General features: G+C 49.4%; 14 protein-coding genes. 10 read left to right on the top strand and 4 right to left on the bottom strand.

The genetic code is table 11. The annotated features are described in order from the left end of the window. Positions 1-58 precede the first annotated feature (58 nt). The 6 genes from Q4E93_RS22860 (at position 59) to Q4E93_RS22885 (ending at position 9,894) form a co-directional block, all read left to right on the top strand. The gene (locus Q4E93_RS22860) at positions 59-628 is read left to right on the top strand and encodes an RNA polymerase sigma factor (RefSeq protein ID WP_303589261.1); all 570 of its coding nucleotides are present in this window, start codon (positions 59-61) and stop codon (positions 626-628) included. 94 nt (positions 629-722) lie between these two features. Continuing rightward, complete coding sequence (locus Q4E93_RS22865) at positions 723-1,859, top strand: FecR family protein (protein ID WP_303589262.1); 1,137 nt, start codon at positions 723-725, stop codon at positions 1,857-1,859. 125 nt (positions 1,860-1,984) lie between these two features. Continuing rightward, the gene (locus Q4E93_RS22870) at positions 1,985-5,467 is read left to right on the top strand and encodes a SusC/RagA family TonB-linked outer membrane protein (protein WP_303589263.1); all 3,483 of its coding nucleotides are present in this window, start codon (positions 1,985-1,987) and stop codon (positions 5,465-5,467) included. 18 nt (positions 5,468-5,485) lie between these two features. Further along, entirely contained in the window at positions 5,486-7,420 is a 1,935-nt protein-coding gene (locus Q4E93_RS22875; RefSeq protein WP_303589265.1) for a RagB/SusD family nutrient uptake outer membrane protein, read from the top strand. A gap of 58 nt (positions 7,421-7,478) precedes the next feature. Continuing rightward, the gene (locus tag Q4E93_RS22880; RefSeq protein ID WP_303589267.1) at positions 7,479-8,681 is read left to right on the top strand and encodes a DUF5000 domain-containing lipoprotein; all 1,203 of its coding nucleotides are present in this window, start codon (positions 7,479-7,481) and stop codon (positions 8,679-8,681) included. A gap of 16 nt (positions 8,682-8,697) precedes the next feature. Further along, entirely contained in the window at positions 8,698-9,894 is a 1,197-nt protein-coding gene (locus tag Q4E93_RS22885; RefSeq protein WP_303589269.1) for a DUF4998 domain-containing protein, read from the top strand. Positions 9,895-9,957: 63 nt separating this feature from the next. Here the strand turns inward: Q4E93_RS22885 and Q4E93_RS22890 are convergent, their stop codons facing one another. The 3 genes from Q4E93_RS22890 to Q4E93_RS22900 are packed head-to-tail and all read right to left on the bottom strand — an operon-like array spanning position 9,958 to position 12,440. Then, positions 9,958-10,881: an NAD(+)/NADH kinase gene (locus Q4E93_RS22890; protein WP_303589271.1), complete on the bottom strand. Its 924-nt coding sequence runs from the start codon at positions 10,879-10,881 to the stop codon at positions 9,958-9,960. Continuing rightward, positions 10,878-11,900, bottom strand: a complete 1,023-nt coding sequence (locus Q4E93_RS22895) for an SPFH domain-containing protein (protein ID WP_303589273.1) — start codon at positions 11,898-11,900, stop codon at positions 10,878-10,880. Before Q4E93_RS22895 ends, Q4E93_RS22890 begins: the two co-directional genes overlap by 4 nt. Positions 11,901-11,930: 30 nt before the next feature. After that, complete coding sequence (locus tag Q4E93_RS22900) at positions 11,931-12,440, bottom strand: O-acetyl-ADP-ribose deacetylase (RefSeq protein ID WP_303589275.1); 510 nt, start codon at positions 12,438-12,440, stop codon at positions 11,931-11,933. A 146-nt stretch (positions 12,441-12,586) separates the two neighbouring features. Here Q4E93_RS22900 and Q4E93_RS22905 point away from each other — a divergent pair, with 146 nt between their 5' ends. Next, on the top strand, positions 12,587-13,324 hold the full coding sequence (locus Q4E93_RS22905; RefSeq protein ID WP_303589277.1) for a DUF2625 domain-containing protein: 738 nt from the start codon (positions 12,587-12,589) through the stop codon (positions 13,322-13,324). Between the two features lie 73 nt (positions 13,325-13,397). Beyond that, the gene (locus Q4E93_RS22910) at positions 13,398-14,099 is read left to right on the top strand and encodes a phytanoyl-CoA dioxygenase family protein (RefSeq protein ID WP_303589279.1); all 702 of its coding nucleotides are present in this window, start codon (positions 13,398-13,400) and stop codon (positions 14,097-14,099) included. A 104-nt stretch (positions 14,100-14,203) separates the two neighbouring features. Here the strand turns inward: Q4E93_RS22910 and Q4E93_RS22915 are convergent, their stop codons facing one another. Continuing rightward, the gene (locus tag Q4E93_RS22915) at positions 14,204-14,917 is read right to left on the bottom strand and encodes a porin family protein (RefSeq protein ID WP_303589281.1); all 714 of its coding nucleotides are present in this window, start codon (positions 14,915-14,917) and stop codon (positions 14,204-14,206) included. Positions 14,918-15,090: 173 nt separating this feature from the next. Here Q4E93_RS22915 and Q4E93_RS22920 point away from each other — a divergent pair, with 173 nt between their 5' ends. Further along, a complete protein-coding gene (locus Q4E93_RS22920; protein ID WP_303589283.1) occupies positions 15,091-15,480 on the top strand; it encodes a VOC family protein in 390 nt (129 codons plus the stop codon). Positions 15,481-15,591: 111 nt separating this feature from the next. Then, entirely contained in the window at positions 15,592-17,253 is a 1,662-nt protein-coding gene (locus Q4E93_RS22925; RefSeq protein WP_303589285.1) for a glycoside hydrolase family 28 protein, read from the top strand. The last annotated feature ends 4 nt before the right edge of the window (positions 17,254-17,257 follow it).

Consider the following 17,257-nt stretch of genomic DNA (forward strand, 5'->3'; position numbering starts at 1 on the left):
ATATTTATATTCAAGAGGTTCTCTAAAAGAATTTTTAGCCAGACCGCTGACTGCCATTATGAAGAATTTGCCTGATATCAAGCAATTAGCAGGACGAGTAGCGAAGGACAATGATAAAGAAGCATATGAGCGGCTATTTTATCACTTTTATGATAACTTATCCCGTTTTGCTTCCTCGTTGCTTGGACACGAATCTGTCGCAGACGACATAGTTTCGGAAGTATTCGTCAACATCTGGCGAAACAGGGCGCATCTGCCGGAAATAGAGAATTTACAGACCTATTTGTATGTGGCGGTGCGCAATCTTTGTATGCGGTACTTAAGCCGCAGAAAGACCATTCTCCTAAGCCTCGACACCCTGGATGGGGACTACCTTTTATCTCCCTACCAAACACCGGAAGAAAAAGTCCTGTCTGCGGAGCTGATCTCCAAAATAGAAGCGGCCATTCAGAAACTCCCTCCCCAATGCAAGCAGGTCTTCACGCTGATCAAAGTGGACGGGATAAGATACAAAGACGCCGCCCAGATACTGAATATTTCCCTGAAAACCGTTGAAGCGCAAATGGCGATCGCCATCAAACGGATCCGCCTTGCCGTAGACACCGACCTTGCCCATTTTAGGAATTAACCGCCCTCCCCCGGATCTTTTTCAAGATTATTTTTACTCCCTTTAAGGGTTTCCTCCTGAAAGGGGCTCTATTATAGTATAAAGCCTCTTATCTATGGATTCAGATCGGCTGCGACAGTTATTAGCCGCAAAATGGCTGGGGGAAGCTACGGAAGACGAACTGGAAGAGCTGGAGCAATTGCTGAAATTGCTTCCGGAGGAACAGGAAAAAGAACAATTGCTGGACACTTTTTTTCAGCAGCGGCAGACGGCTGTCCCCGGATCCCCTAAAGCAAAAGCAGCATGGCAAAAGCACCTGGAAAATATGAATAAGGAATTCCCGGATGATTTTGCAGCCGGTGATATGCCCTCGGAGGTCCCGGCCCCGGAGGAACGCCGGCGCGCAAGGCTGTTCACCTGGAAAAGATTGGCCATAGCCGCTTCGGTAACAGGTATCCTCTGCTTTACGCTCATAAAATATCTCTCTAAAGAACAGGATCGAAGGCGGCGGGAACTCGGGTCGCGATCCTCCCCGGTCAATCGATCCCTGTCCAGCCGCACCAGTATAAAAAAGATCCTGCCCGATGGCACCATCGTCTGGCTAAATGGCAAAAGCAGCATTGAATACAATGATAGCTTTGGCAGGACCAAACGTGATATTACATTGACAGGCGAAGCGTTTTTCGACGTGACGCACAATGCCGCAGTGCCTTTGACAGTCCATGCAAAAACGGTAAATATCACGGTGAAAGGAACCGCCTTCAATGTAAAAGCCTATCCGGAGGATTCAAAAGTCGAGGCATCGCTGATAAGAGGGTCCATTGAGCTCGCCATGAAAAAAATGCCAGGCAAAAAAATACTGCTCCATCCAAATGAAAAGATTACGATCACCACTGGCGAAACGACCAGTGCCGGCAACGATAGAAATGCCGGCAGGCGCAGCGGAGATCAGCTCTATCGTATCAAAGAGCTTAAGACTGAACCCCAGAGCAATCTTATCCCTGAAATATCATGGATGGAGCACAAGCTGGTATTCGACAGCGAGCGCTTTGCAGACATCATACCACGGATGGAAAAATGGTACGATATAACGATCTGGACGAGCGACACGGATTTGCTGGAGCAAAGGTTCTCGGCGGTGTTTGAAAAGGAGACTATCGATGAAGCGCTGGCTGCGCTACAGTTCACTTATAAATTCAATTTCGAAGTAAAGGATAAACAGGTATTCATCAATAAAAACAAAACTATGTAATAAAGATCCACCCCCCTCTTAAAAAAAAGAGGAGATGTTTCAGCATCTCCTCCCATCAGGCTAATGGAGTTAGCAGGACCTAAATCTATTAACTCCGGATTTTTAACCAAAATGTATTGCAATTTATGGAAAAAACCATAATGCCCTGGCTGTGCCCTGCGGCCGGGCTGGTTATTTACCGAAACAAACTGCTGTTGGTCATGAAATTGAGCGCTATTCTTATTCTTGCCGCCTGCTTGCAGGTTTCTGCCAAAGGATACTCGCAGCAGTCGATCAGCCTTTCCGTACAGGACATCGAGCTTAAAAAGCTTTTCAACATCATTCAGAGCAAGACGGATTACCGCTTTGTATACAGGGATGCCATGCTCCCTAAAAATGTAAAAGTAACGGTCAACGTCGCCGATGCATCCGTAGAAGAAGTGTTGAGGATGGCATTCAGGAACACACCTATACAGTATAAGGTCTTCCCCAATAACCTCATCGTGCTGAATGCATATTTCGCAGCGATCACCGTTACGGGTACGATCACGGATTCTACGGGCAGCCCTTTGCAGGGCGTAAGCATCAGCGTAAAAGGCAATGGAAAGATCGGTACCACCACGGATGTGAACGGTAGATTCATTTTGGATGTGCCCGACAACGCAACGCTGGTATTTACCATGGTGGGATATGAAACACAGGAGTTCCTTGCCAGGCCTGTCATTACGCTGATAATGCAGATGCAGAAAAGCAAGCTGGAGGACGTAGTGGTTACGGCATTCGGAAAAAAACAGCGGAAAGAAGCAATCGTCGGATCGGTGACTTCCATCAACGCCAAAGACCTTAAGATCCCTTCCAGCAACCTGACCACCACCTTTGCAGGCCGCCTCGCCGGCGTCATTGCCTACCAGCGTACAGGTGAGCCGGGCGCCGATAATGCCAGCTTTTTTATAAGAGGTGTCACCACCTTCGGCAACGGCAGCGGAAGCCCGCTGATCCTGATAGACAACATTGAATTGAGTACCACGGACCTGGCTCGTCTGCAGCCGGATGATATCGAAAGCTTTTCTATTCTGAAGGACGCCAGCGCCACCGCCCTGTACGGAGCCAGGGGCGCCAACGGGGTTATTTTCATCACCACCAAGCAAGGAAAGGAAGGCAAAGCCAGGTTGAGCTTGCGCATGGAAAACTCAATTTCCGAACCAACCAAAGAAATAGCGATCGCCGATCCCATCACTCATATGCAATTGTACACGGAGGCGCAGCTGACGAGAGATCCCCTGGCGCATCTCAATTATTCACAGAACAAGATCGACCATACCATCGCTAAGGACAACCCCGCCGTATATCCCGCCAACGACTGGTTTAAGCTCCTATTCAAGGACAGGACCTCCATTCAAAGGGCCAACATGAGCATAACAGGAGGCGGAAAAGTGGCTCAATACTATGTGGCAGGCAGCTATAAGATCGATAACGGCAACCTCAATGTCGATCACCGGAGCAATTTCAACACCAATATCAAGCTGAACAGCTACCAGCTGCGCTCCAACGTCAATATCCAGCTCACGGATCAGACGGAGCTCGTAGTAAGATTGTACGGCACTTTCGACGATTACAAAGGACCCATCGACGGGGGCTCCGGCGCCTATCAGAAAGCGCTCAGGGCCAGTCCGGCATTGTTTGCACCCTATTATGCGCCTGATTCCGCAAACATAGCGGCACAGCACATCCTGTTCGGCAACTTCAGGTCCGGAACGTCCTTTTATATCAATCCATATGCAGAGATCCAAAAAGGGTACAAAGAGTACTCTCAGAGCAGGATGCTTGCCCAGCTGGAATTGAGTCAAAAATTATCCTCCCTTACCAAGGGACTTAATTTCAAGGCGCTCTTCAGCACGAACCGTTACGCCTATTTCGATGTATACAGGGCCTACGGTCCCTACTTTTATAACGTCGCCACCTATGACAGGCAGTCCAACAAATACACCCTGAACTGGCTCAATGAACTGCAAGGTCCGCCCGCTTATGAAGACATCAGGCCGCTGGGCCAGCTGGGAGGACCCGGCATCAACGACCCGCAGCGAAACCTGAATACGAACCTGTACGCCCAGGCTACCCTGGATTACAGCAGGACGTTCGCCGAAAAACACAACGTAGGGGCAACCCTCGTCTATACGGTCCAGCAAAGTCTGATCACCACCAGCGCGCTCGATGTACAGTCATCTCTGCCGCACAGGAATCTCGGATTATCCGGAAGGGCGTCCTATTCGTATGACAACAGGTATTTCACCGAGCTCAATTTCGGATACAATGGCTCTGAAAGATTTTACAAGACCAGGCAGTTCGGGTTCTTTCCCACCCTCGGCGTCGCCTGGGTCGCATCAAACGAAGGATTTTGGAATAGCCGGGTTATCAACAAGCTCAAACTGCGGGGCTCCTACGGCCTGGTAGGCAATGACGCCATCGGCAGGGCGACGGACCGGTTCTTCTATTTGTCGAGTGTGAACCTCAACGACCCGTCCCGGTCCGCCTCCTTCGGCTATGACGACACCTATTCCCGCAACGGCGTCTCCATCAGCAGGTACCCCAATACGGATATCACCTGGGAAAAATCGTACCAGTCCAACTTTGCCATAGAGCTGGGGATATTGCATAAGATCAACATCGTGGCGGAGATCTACAACCAGCGAAGAAAGAATATCCTCATGGACAGGGCTTCCATTCCCAGTACCGTAGGGCTCTCCGCGCTGACACAGGCGAATGTGGGGGAGGCGCGATCCAGAGGACTGGATCTGTCTTTCGATTATACCCATACTTTCAACAGAGACCTATCCGTCATCGCCAGGGGCAGCCTTACCTATGCCAGGGGCGAATATGTGAAATACGAAGAACCGGTGTATGCCGAAAAATACAAGTCGCATGTAGGTCAATCCATTACACAAACCTGGGGCTACATAGCCGAACGCTTGTTCATAGACGATAAGGACCTATTGAATTCACCGCACCAAAATTTCGGATTGTACCAGGCGGGCGATATAAAATACCGTGATATCAACATGGACGGAAAGATCACCGAGCTCGATATGGTGCCGCTGGGCAATCCCACTACCCCGGAGATAACCTACGGTTTTGGGACTTCCATCCAGTATAAGAACTTCGACCTGTCCGTGTTCTTCCAGGGACTGGCAAGAGAATCGTTCTGGATAAATACTTCCGCCACGGCTCCTTTCGCCAACTATGACGATCCTTCCACGCCGATCAACAATGGTCTTGTCGGAGAGAACGCGCTGCTGAAAGCATATGCCAACAGCCACTGGTCGGAAGAGAACCAGAATATTTATGCGATTTGGCCGCGCCTCTCCGTAACCCCGGTCAATAACAACAACCAGACAAGTACCTGGTTCATGCGGGACGGCAGCTTCCTGAGAATGAAATCCGCGGAATTAGGATTTACGCTCCCCGCCAAAGTGCTTCAAAAATATAAGGTAGCCGGATTACGCATCTATATCAGCGGCCTCAACCTGCTCACTTTTAGCCCTTTTAAGCTGTGGGACCCTGAAATGGGCGGGAATGGCCTGGCCTATCCGGTGCAAAAGGTGGTCAATGCCGGTATCACGCTTAATTTTTAAACAACTCAACGCCGCGAAATGAAAAATTATATAAAGATCACGATCGCCCTGTTGTGGCTGACGGCAGGAGCAGGTTGTAGAAAATATCTTGATGTCGCGCCCGACAATATAGGCACCATAGATTATACTTTCAGGATGCGATCCGAAGCCGAAAAATATCTGTTCACCTGTTATAACAATTTGCCCGCATTCGCCAGCACTGACAATGACCCCGGCTTTTTTTCAGGGGACGAGTTCGCCGCACCTTATCCCGGTTCCATCTATTTCGGAATAGGCCTGTATGCCATAGCGAGGGGAGAGCAGAATGTAGTGAATCCCCTCGGCAACTATTGGGACGGGGGCAACGGGGGCAAACCTTATTTCCAGGCGCTCCGCGAATGCAATATTTTCCTCGAAAATGTAGACAAGGTCCCGGATCTCAGTGCCTTCGAAAAGAAAAGGTGGGTGGCGGAGGTCAAGGTACTGAAAGCCTATTATCATTTTTTCCTGATGCGTATGTACGGGCCAATTCCCGTGATGCGAAAGAACCTGCCTGTATCCGCCTCGATAGAGGAAGTAAGGGTTGCCCGTGAGCCCCTGGATACGGTGGTCAGCTATATCACAGGGCTGATCGACGAAGCTACGCCCGGACTGCCCGATAAGATCCTGAACGAGGTCTCGGAGCTGGGCCGGATCACCAAACCCATAGCGCTTTGCATAAAGGCGCAGGCGCTGGCCACAGCCGCAAGCCCTCTCTTCAATGGCAATCCCGATTATGCGGGGCTTAAGAACAAGGACGGGGTTCAGCTGATAAATACCAATGCCGATGCCACGAAATGGAAGGCGGCGGCCGATGCCTGCAAGGCGGCCATCGATGCCAGCGAAGCAGTAGGGGCAGCGCTGTACTACTTTACGCCCGAGGCCGGCCAGTCCATGACGGATTCCACCCGGACCATGATGAATATAAGGGCGGCGATCACGGAGAAGTGGAACCCCGAGATCATCTGGGGTGGAACGAATTCAATGGCCACCAACGTGCAGGCCCTGTCCCAGGCAAGGCTGACATCCGGCGATCCTTCCAACATACCCGATCCACCAACTACGAATGAATCCATTCGCTCGCTGCTGGCGCCCCCGCTGCACATCGCGGAAATGTTCTACAGCAACAACGGCGTTCCTATCGAGGAAGACGTTAACTATGACTATCTCAACCGGCTTACCACGCTGAGGACCGCCTCGGATACCGACCGGTTTTATATCAGGAAAGATTACACGACGGTCCAATTGAACTTCGACAGGGAGCCAAGGTACTATGCCGACCTGGGCTTCGACGGTGGCATATGGTACGGACAAGGGCTGTTCAACGACACGAAAACCTGGTACCTGCAAGCGAAAGCTGGACAGCTGGGTGCAAGGCTGGGCGCCTCACTGTATTCAGTGACAGGGTATTGGCCGAAAAAGCTGGTGAACTATAAGAATGATTTCGGAGGCAATTCCAACGGCTACAACACCATCCCTTATCCCTGGCCCATTATCCGGCTGTCCGAAATATACCTGCTGTATGCGGAAGCGCTGAACGAGGTCAGCGGACCCGGCCCCGAAACGTATAAATGGATCGACATGGTTCGTGCCAGGGCGGGACTGAAAGGAGTAGTCGAAAGCTGGGCCAATTATTCCAAAATTCCCGGCAAACCCCTTTCAAAAGACGGCTTGCGGGACATCATACAAAGGGAGAGAATGATCGAATTGATCTTCGAAGGCAAGCGACTTTGGGATTTGCGCCGTTGGAAGAAGGCGGACGTGTATCTCAATATACCTATACAAAGCTGGGATCTGGAGCAGGAAGACCCGGTGAACTACTACAGGGTAAGACAAATATTCAGCCCGGTATTCACGGGCAAAGATTATCTCTGGCCCATTTCCGAAAACTCGATCATCGTCAACCCGAAACTGGTACAAAATCCCGGATGGTGAGCTGTGCGCGTGTTTTACCCGGGCGGAAAATATATTTCATCACCGAAATCGAACTTTTATGAAACTGGTTTATATATACCTGATCTTACTGACAACAGCCCTGTCATTTCACGGCTGCAAGAAAGCCGATCTCAATTCCCATACGCCCATCGATACCGGCGGCGCCATACCCGGGCTAGTCAGCAATGTTCAGGTGATCGACCTGCCCGGCGCGGCCATCCTGACGTACACTTTGCCCAAAGATGACAATCTCCAGTATGTAGTGGCGGAGTACAACATCAATAGCACCACGGTAAGGCAGGCAAAAACTTCCCGTTACAACGACACCATCCATGTCGACGGCTTCAGCGCCGCCGCGGAATACACCGTCAACTTGTATTCCGTCAGCAAAAGCGAGAAAAGATCGGCGGCCGTATCCGTAAAAGTCCATCCCTCCACGCCGCCATACCGGACGATCGCAGCCACCGTGCAAATGACCGATGACTTTGGCGGGGTGAACGTAACCCTCACCAATGCCAATGAGGATAAGATCGCAGTGGTAATACTGGCAAAGAACAACAATGGGGAGTTCGCACCAGTGGAAACGTTTTATACCCAGGTCAAAAACGGCACGTTCACTACGCGAGGCTTCGATTCTACGGCAAGGATATTCGGCTGTTATATTAAAGACAGGTGGAATAATAATTCGGACACCGTGTTTAAAACCATCCATCCCATGCTGGAAAGACTGCTGGATAAATCGAAGTTCCGGCAATACTCGCTTCCCAACGATCAACCCTCTGCCTGGGGTTGGGAAATGCCCTACCTCTGGGACAACAAGCTGGACGGAGGGGGCCCGGGATTTCATACGCTGCAGGGCGCCGAACCTCATCCCCACCGCTTTACTTTCGATATGGGTGTTATTGCCAAGCTGAGTCGCTTCAAGCTGTTACAACGCTTTGACGGCTATTTGTATAGTCATGGCAACCCGCGGTATTATACCATATGGGGCTGCGCCACAACCCCGGACCCCTCGGGCACCTGGGACGGATGGACAAAACTGATGGACTGTGAATCGATAAAGCCGTCGGGACTCCCCTTAGGGCAAACCACCGATGCCGACCTCAGCTATGCGCTGGGTACAGATGGCCTGGGAGAAGAATTTACTTTCCCACTATCGGCGCCCCCCGTGAGATATATCAGGCTGGAATTGCAAAAGAACTGGAGCGGCACCGATTTTTTCCATGCGATCGAAATTACTTTCTGGGGCAATCCCCAATAACATTAAATGACAGTCCATGTTTAAAAATAGAAAAGTCTGCATATCAGGTATCTTGGCCGTCACACTCTTTTTCGGAGCCTGTAAAAAATGGGATGACTATAAGAAATATACCGCTTCAGGCGAAATAGTATATCCGGGCGCTGCATCCGGCGTAACCATCCTTCCCGGCAATGGCAGGGTATTGCTCACCTGGGTCCAGGGAATTGATACCAAAGTAAAGAAGTATGTGGTTACCTGGGCCAACGGCGCCGACTCCACGGTATTTGAAGTGTCTTCAAAGACGGGAGACACCGTAAAATATTTTATTGACCATTTGGCAGAATCGACTTATTCTTTCATTATCTACACCGTCGATGACCAGGGTCACCGGTCTGTTCCGACAGAAATGCCCGCCATTGGCGTATATGGACCGAAGTATGCAGGCACGTTGTTAAACCGTACCATTGATGCCATCGCTTATGAACCCGGTACAAAAATGCTGACCATTATATGGAAAACGCCGGACACGGTCAACACCTCGACGAACATCTGGTATACCGATACATTGGGGGTGGCAAATAAGATCACACTGGGACCAACGAAGGATACCACGCAATTTCCATGGAGCATGGGCTCCAGGGTCTACTACAAGTCTGCCTACAAGCCCGTGTCCATTGCGATCGATTCATTCGAAGTGACACACCTGGATTCCGCAAAGATCGAAAACCTTCCTGTTCCAAAAAATGCCTGGAAGGAGGTCGATCTTCCGAATGACGCCGTTACAAACGCTTACGGCACAGACCTGAGTAATATCTGGAATGGCCAGCCGGACGGTTATCCCGGCATCTATCATACGGATGGCGCGGCGATACCACACCATTTCACTTTCGACCTGGGGCAGACTTACGCAAAGCTGACTAAATTTGCAGAGTGGGGACGGCAGGATGGCTCCTTTCATAACCCGGATGACTTTGAAGTATGGGGCATTGCCGATACCGCCGGCGCCGTCACAACGCTTCCGGGAGACGACCCCGGCTGGAAGGCCGAGTCCATTGCCAAAGGTTGGACCCTGCTCACCGAGGTCAAAAGAACCGATGATGGCATCGGAGAGGTCCAGGTCAATCTCATCGATTCGCCGCCACCGGTGCGATTTATTCGCATCAGGGTCCTGCACACCCTGGATGATAATACAGCCAGCCATATGAGCGAAGTCTCTTTCTGGTATAATCCATAACCTGGCACCCGTTCAGCGGATATTGCACTAGTCGGTATTGCCAGGGCAGGCGATGAAGGGATGCTACCCCACCACCAGGTTTGCTTTTTCCCTGGCAATACCGATCGTAGCGATATTGCCTGCGTTGAACTTCAAAAAATCAGCTTCAACGCCGTCTGAAAAGATCACTCCGTTGTTGGGCATCAGCGATTCGACGATAAGATTCGATTGACCCGTTACGATCCCCGCCTGAATGCCGGTTTGGGTTCTTTTACTGGCAAAGGGTTCCCGCACCGCAAACAAAAGCTCGTTGCCTTTTAGACGGGGGTATTTCTTTTTTGAGTTGTCTTTTTCAATAAACTGATGTATCCCAAAGGACATATTGAAAATAGAGCTCAGCCATCCTGTGGCGCCTGCCGGGGTTGACACGATAATACCCGAAGAAGAATGCTCCTCCCTTTTGTCCTGGTAGGAGATCCTGTACCGGGCAGATACATGAGACGATGCGCCAATGAACAGGTCGTTAAATGCCAGCAGCCGCTGCCCGTCATTCAACCTTGCTTCCGCAAAGGAAGCAGCGCGTGACTGAAATTTATTTCTGATCACATTTTCAACCACAGGTATAAAGTTGTCAGGCGTAAAAGGGAGCAGGACCCCATCATATCTTTCTGTATCAGGATTCACCGCAATGATGGGAATGCCATTTACGTATTTGGCGGCATTTGCCACCAGCCCGTCCTGTCCGATCACGATCGCCAGCTGCTTTTCGTTAAATAAGAATGAGGGAACGAATGCGCGTTCAACGATCTTATTTTTTACCACCGTGGACAGCTGCCGCTGAACAAGGGAAAGCGAGTGAATGAAATGTTCGTGCTCTATTTCGTAATCTTCAAATTCACCGCCTGAATGCTCGATATAGAACCTGGCCTGCTGTTTGGTGTTGAAACGCTCGATCAGTGTTTCCAGCCTTGTTTTGTTCTTGATGATAATGGCGTAATCGATGCTCATCTTTTACTCTCTTTCTTGTCGGTTAAAAGTGTATCCAGGAGGTCGGGGCTGATATTCAGGTTGCCGATCTTATCCGCATTTTCGGCCAGCTGCCTGAAGGCCAGGGCAATATTGAATTTGGCATCACCTTTATTGGTCAAAGCCATTAAGGTTTTCCAATCCATCTCTTTGTAGGGTTTCAACGTAGTCTCCAGCACATAGCCCTGTGCATCAGCTTCCTTCCTTTCATTGGCCGTTTTCTGTTCAATGAGACCCTTACGTTGGTTCTCTACGGAAATGTCGGCCTGCACTTTCATTTCCCTGAGCTTCCTGTCATTTTCAGCCTGTTGTACTTCGGCTTCCATCTTTTTTTCAGAGATCTGCTTTTTCTTTTCCTCCACCGCGATCTCGGTGTTTAATTCACTTTCCTTGATCTTCCTTTCCTGCTCGACCGCAAAGTTTCTTCTTTCATAAATGGCCTGATCTGCTTCCTGCTGCAATTTTTCCCTTGTTTCGGTTTCCAGCGCTCTTTCCATTTCAGGGCTTGCTTTAATGGCAAGCACATTTACCCCCAGGATCTCGATGCCAAGCATTGAAATGGCCTGCGAAGTCATCACGCCTTCCGAGATCTTCGTTTCTATGGATTTGGCGGAGCGGATGGACTCTTTCAGCCCGAGCCCATGGATGAAGGAAGAGGTGGCGGTTTGCGCCTCGCTGATAATTCTTTGGTTCAGTTTTTCAGTATCATCTTTTTTATAGACGCCTTTTTCATTCACGGTGAAATCGAGCAGCTCAGCCAATTGCTTCTGGTTGCCAATCTTATAGGTTATTTGGCCCTGTATGCTCACCGTCTGATAATCTTTGGTAGTCTCACTGAAAATGAATGGCAGATCGTTACTTCCAATCGGGACCGCGGCGATCGACGTGGTCGGGGCGAAGTAGAAAAAGGAAAGCCCACGCCCTTCTTTCAACACCTTTCCATTTTTAAATTTGATGACATAGGTCATCGAGTCGAATTTGATGTATTTGAATCCAAACATAGCGCTACAGGTTTAAGTTATTGTTTAAGGTTATTTTAATAGCTCATTATATAGGGTATAATTCTCATCGTCAAAGCAGACAAATACTATTTTATCAAAAGCGCCTACCCCAGGGAAACTTCGGACAGCCTCGATAGCTATCCGGGCAGCCCGGTCTTTCGGGAAGTGGTATATGCCCGTGCTGATATTGGGAAATGCAATGGTAGTAAGGTTGTTTGCCAAAGCAATTTGCAGCGAACTGGTATAACAGCTCCGGAGCAATTCCGCTTCATTGTTGGTCCCTCCGTTCCACACAGGACCCACGGTGTGTATGACCTTGCGGCAGGGCAGGTTCCCGCCGGTCGTGATAACAGCCTGGCCCGTCTGACAACCGCCTTGCCTATCCCTTATTTTTATACATTCCTCCAGGATTGCCTTTCCACCTTTTCTATGAATAGCGCCATCTACGCCTCCTCCACCTAAGAGCGAGCTGTTGGCCGCATTTACAATGGCGTCAGTTGCGATTTTGGTGATGTCCCCTTTGATGACTTCTATTTGCATGAGCATTTCAATTTACCTGAAAAGCACTCGTTTGTTTGCGTTAATTTGACGCAAACTAGCGCTTTTCCCTGGATAGTTCAAATATTTCGTAAAGTAATTTTTGTTATTTTCGACCAATGCTGGAATTGTAGCCCAAACTCCACTTAATGCAAAAACCTTTATTTACGGTCAGTTTCATACTGTTATACATTTTTTCTTATTCCCAGACTATGCGGCCAATAGAAGACCTGATCAATAATAAAGAGGCCGGTTGGATACTTGTTCAGGAATGGATAGATCAGGCGAAGAACAAAGTAGAAGTGCTTGCCCGTGATTCGGTAAAAGCGAAGGATGCCCTATACAAAACCCAGGTAACCACTCGTTCGCCGATGGGCGCAGTTATTTATTCGACAGGAGGCATATTGGTGGATGACGGGTGGATTAGGATACTAGGATCCGGAAGCATTCGGCTCCCGCGCAGTTTACCTGAATGGAACAACGGAAAAACATTTTCTGAGTATGGACAAAAGCCGCTTTTTTACCTGGTGGCCGACGATGCGATAGGTGGATTTTTTGCCATCAACGGCGGCGCACTTGGCAGTGATCCGGGAAAAATGTACTATCTGTCTCCAGATAACCTGGAATGGGAGCCGATGGAAGAGACGTATACGGAATTCTTGCTGTTTTGTTTTTCTGGCGACCTTGAGAAATATTATGAAGGACATCGCTGGAATGGGTGGAGAAAAGAAGTGGCATCTCTTCCAGGAGAAAAGACATTCAACTTTTTCCCTTTTTTATGGACAAAAGAAGGGAAAGATATTAATAAGGTTTCCCGGAAAGCTGTCCCTGTAGAAGAGCAATACTGGTTTACCTTAGACATGAAAAAACAATTAGGTATCAAATAGGCAAGATCGATTTGAATCAAGCAGCTGCTCTTCAATAAGAGATTTCCTTTTTCTTTGTTTGAAATCTTTACAAATGAGCGTAGCGAACCTGCATGCAAAGGGATATACTGTAATCAATGACGTCTTCACACCCAAAGAAGTGGAAATAATTGCCGGACAGATAAGCCAGGCAAATGCGGCAAAGCTCACCTTCAGAAAAACAGCTGATTTATATGCGATCCGGCAATTTCTGAAAGAAGTACCACAGATCCAGCCCCTGATTTTTAATGCTGGCTTGAATGCCATCATAGCCCAATATTTTGGACCGAAGTATTTCGTCGTTAAATCAATCTACTTCGACAAGCCCCAGCAGTCGAATTGGTTTGTGGCCTGGCACCAGGACCTGACTATTTCAGTTGATAGGAAACTTGACCTGCCGGGGTTCGGCCCGTGGACAATAAAGCAAGGTCAATACGCCGTTCAACCGCCTCTGGATATATTGGAGAATATTTTTACGATTCGCATCCATCTCGACGATACGGATGAGAATAACGGTGCCCTAAGGGTAATTCCAGGGTCACATCGCCATGGGGTGCAAAGATCAAAAGGCCCAGGCGTGGAAGAAATTTGCACGGTAAACAGCGGCGGCATCATGATCATGCGACCGCTATTACAGCACGCATCCAATCGTACAACCAGCGGTAACAGGAGAAGGGTCATACATATTGAGTTCAGTAATTCCAGCCTGCCTGAGGGACTTGCCTGGGCAGAGCTGAGCCCTCCTACATCTAGGTAAAATAATAATATGACTGATATTTCAGTCATTTTTGCCCACCTTTGACCGAAATATCCGTCAAAATATTGAAAAGCAAGAAAACCATATTATTACCCACTGCCATCTCATTCCTCCACCCCCGGCGGATTGAATGTCCTTTTCCCGAAGATGTAAAACACCCCGATCTGCACCACGCTATTCTTTATGGTGCCATTCGGAATAGGAGCATTGGCTAGGCCCTCAGCCGTCGCCTGGTTGATATTGCTCAATCCGAGATTATATCGTACATCAAAACCCACATTGAAGGGGCTGCAATAGCCCGCGCCAAGTGTCCAGCTGAGATCGGTCGATTTTAGCTGATTCTTTATATTATAACGGACAGTATTGACATCTCCTACCATCGTTTCATTGGTCTTTGCGCTCAGCAAAAATCCCACCTGGGGCCCCGTCTCGACAAAAAACCCCACAGGCAACTTATATTTTATCAGGAGGGGGAGATTGAGATAGCCCAATCTGTAATCCTCCGTGGCGGAGACCAGGTAATCTTTTTCGGGCCTTGCCGTAGCCCCCTGGCTGGAATACACCAGCTCCGGCTGGAAGACCCATTTTTTACCCAGTGGAAGGGATAAGAATACTCCACCATGGACAGTCGTATTGGGAAAATAGCGCATGTTTTGAGCATTTCCTTCGACAAGGGTAATGGGATTGCCGCTCGTCAACATTTCAGAAATATTAAGGCCACCCTTGACGCCCAGTTGCACCTGCGCCTTCCCTGTCAGCGCGAGAGAACAGACCACAAGAAAGATAGTAACTGGCTTTTTGTAAATAGATACCTTCATAGCATGATTTTTCTCCTGTCACGAGGTTTATCACCCTATGGTTGCCTGCCAGCCAGCGCTGGTAACATCTGATTAACAAACCATCGTATCATAATTGCCCAGGCTGTCTCTTTTTCTTAATTTTAGGCAAGCTGTATAGCATGGTTGCTTTACGCATCATAAATGCCTGAACAATGTCAAACCTTACCTACATTTCGCCTTTCTTTATTGTGACAAGCTTAAAAGCCTCGGTCGCATTCTACGTAGAGAAGCTCGGATTTGAAGTCCGTTACATCGGTCCGGATGACGATCCTTTTTTTGCTATTGTAGGCCGTGATCAGATATCCATTATGCTGAAGGGAAATGCTGATGAGATCAAGCCGGCCCCCAATCATACCCGGTACGGATGGGCCCGCTGGGATGCATATATTTCTACGGCGGAGCCGGACACGTTGTTTGAGGAATACCGGGCCGCAGGTGTAACGTTCCGCCAACCCATCCGGGACGACGACGATGGACTGCGTGGGTTTGAAGTAACAGATGCAGACGGCTATGTCTTATTTTTTGGAAGGCCTAAAGCATAGAGCGATTCCGTATATTTTATGCCCTAAATGCCAATCGTGATTAATGTTTAGCCAAAAAACGGCTAATACCCCTGTCCAAACAAGCCTACATTTGATTTTACCTAACAAAACATGCAAACGCAAGACGACCATTTCTCCAGGCGCAACTGGCTAAAAACGATTACCAGGGCTTCCGTAGGCACAGGCATCGCGGCCTCGACACCTGCATTGTTACATGCACAAACTGCAAACAACCCAAAGGCCGACCCCCTGTTGGGTGCCCGCATTTACAATATCCTCGACTACGGCGCCAAAGGGGATGGGGTGACACTTGCCACCAAAGCCTTGCAGGACGCTATCGATGCCTGCAATAAAGACCAGGGTGGGACGGTGCTGGTCCCCGCCGGGGTATTTGTCATTGGCACAGTCGAGCTGAAAAGCAATGTCACCCTGCATATAGCCCCGCAGGGTAAATTATTAGGCAGTGCCGATGGCAGGCAATATTACGCAGCCGAAGCCATCCCGCTTTCCGGCGATACGACATTGAACGATGGCAATGTAGGCTTGTTGTTTGCCGTAAAGGCCGAGAACATCCGCATCGAAGGACCAGGTACCATTGACGGACAAGGCGCGCAGTTCCGCAGCCCCACGAAGGGCGCGCCGTCGCCGGCAGGCATCACCGGTAACCACCGCCCCTATCATCTGCTTTTTTACCAGTGTCAGAACCTCATCGTGAATGATATATTCCTGAAGGACTGTGCTTACCATTCCGTACGCATTATTCAAAGCAGCTATGTGAAGCTCGACGGGATCCATATCCATGGCCGTGTGATCCACAATAACGATGGTTTTCATTTCATCAGTTGCCAATATGTGCATGTCATTAACTGCGATGTACAATCCCAGGACGATGCCTGCGCACTGTTTGGCAGCTGCAAATTCATCACCATCACCAATTGCACGTTCAGCACCCGCTGGTCGGTTTTCCGCTTTGGCGGCGGCGTGGCTGAAAATATCACCATCTCCAATTGTATCATTTTCGAAGCCTATGGCTGTCCCATAAAAATGCGTTGCGAACGCCACTCGCGGATGGAAAATATTTCGTTCTCCAACCTGGTGATGCACAGGGTCACTGGTCCGATATCAATCGGCATGGGTTCGGTAGACAATCCGGGTACAGCCCGCAATATCTCATTCAATGGCATTCATGCCAACGTGGTTGTTCCGGTCCCGCTGGCCGATGCCGAGTTTCCAAGCAAATACAACCCGGGTGAGATCAAATCATGCATAGCCGTAAATGGCGCCGAAGGATTTTTGCTCGAGAACATCAGCTTTAACGATGTCCATATCACCTTCGCCGGAGGGGGCACGGCAGAAGAGGCGGCTGTACGGAATGTGCCCAAGAATGCAGGTGAATATTATGCCGATGGCGTTTTCCCGGCCTATGGCTTATATGCCCGCAATGTCAAAGGTCTCACGCTGAATAATGTACGGTTGGAAGTAGCCTCACCCGAGCTCCGACCCGCCATTGTCTTTGACCAGGTGACAGATGCGGCCATAAATGGCCTGAGCGCACAGGGCAACAAGGATGCCGAGTCGGTGCTGCGGATGATCGATGCGCAGGATGTTTTGCTAACCGCAACGCGCGTACTTAGCCCCGCAGCCGTTTTTATGCGTGTGGAAGGCGCAGCCTGCAGCAATATAAAAATTGACGGCGGCGATCTTTCAAAAGCCGGCACTCCTTTATCATTCGCAGCGGGGGCCACTAAACGTGCCGTAAGAATATCAGGCTAGGTAC

Source organism: Flavitalea plasmicola (genome assembly GCF_030546645.1).
In the GTDB taxonomy this organism is placed as follows: domain Bacteria; phylum Bacteroidota; class Bacteroidia; order Chitinophagales; family Chitinophagaceae; genus Puia.

Bases quoted from the DNA above. Each gene is read 5' to 3' on its own strand.
- Q4E93_RS22925 (WP_303589285.1), top strand. From the start codon at position 15,592: ATGCAAACGCAAGACGACCATTTCTCCAGGCGCAACTGGCTAAAAACG.
- Q4E93_RS22905 (WP_303589277.1), top strand. From the start codon at position 12,587: ATGCAAAAACCTTTATTTACGGTCAGTTTCATACTGTTATACATTTTT.
- Q4E93_RS22885 (WP_303589269.1), top strand. From the start codon at position 8,698: ATGTTTAAAAATAGAAAAGTCTGCATATCAGGTATCTTGGCCGTCACA.
- Q4E93_RS22870 (WP_303589263.1), top strand. From the start codon at position 1,985: ATGGAAAAAACCATAATGCCCTGGCTGTGCCCTGCGGCCGGGCTGGTT.
- Q4E93_RS22875 (WP_303589265.1), top strand. From the start codon at position 5,486: ATGAAAAATTATATAAAGATCACGATCGCCCTGTTGTGGCTGACGGCA.
- Q4E93_RS22860 (WP_303589261.1), top strand. From the start codon at position 59: ATGAAGAATTTGCCTGATATCAAGCAATTAGCAGGACGAGTAGCGAAG.
- Q4E93_RS22915 (WP_303589281.1), bottom strand. From the start codon at position 14,917: ATGAAGGTATCTATTTACAAAAAGCCAGTTACTATCTTTCTTGTGGTC.
- Q4E93_RS22910 (WP_303589279.1), top strand. From the start codon at position 13,398: ATGAGCGTAGCGAACCTGCATGCAAAGGGATATACTGTAATCAATGAC.
- Q4E93_RS22920 (WP_303589283.1), top strand. From the start codon at position 15,091: ATGTCAAACCTTACCTACATTTCGCCTTTCTTTATTGTGACAAGCTTA.
- Q4E93_RS22895 (WP_303589273.1), bottom strand. From the start codon at position 11,900: ATGTTTGGATTCAAATACATCAAATTCGACTCGATGACCTATGTCATC.
- Q4E93_RS22890 (WP_303589271.1), bottom strand. From the start codon at position 10,881: ATGAGCATCGATTACGCCATTATCATCAAGAACAAAACAAGGCTGGAA.
- Q4E93_RS22865 (WP_303589262.1), top strand. From the start codon at position 723: ATGGATTCAGATCGGCTGCGACAGTTATTAGCCGCAAAATGGCTGGGG.
- Q4E93_RS22900 (WP_303589275.1), bottom strand. From the start codon at position 12,440: ATGCAAATAGAAGTCATCAAAGGGGACATCACCAAAATCGCAACTGAC.
- Q4E93_RS22880 (WP_303589267.1), top strand. From the start codon at position 7,479: ATGAAACTGGTTTATATATACCTGATCTTACTGACAACAGCCCTGTCA.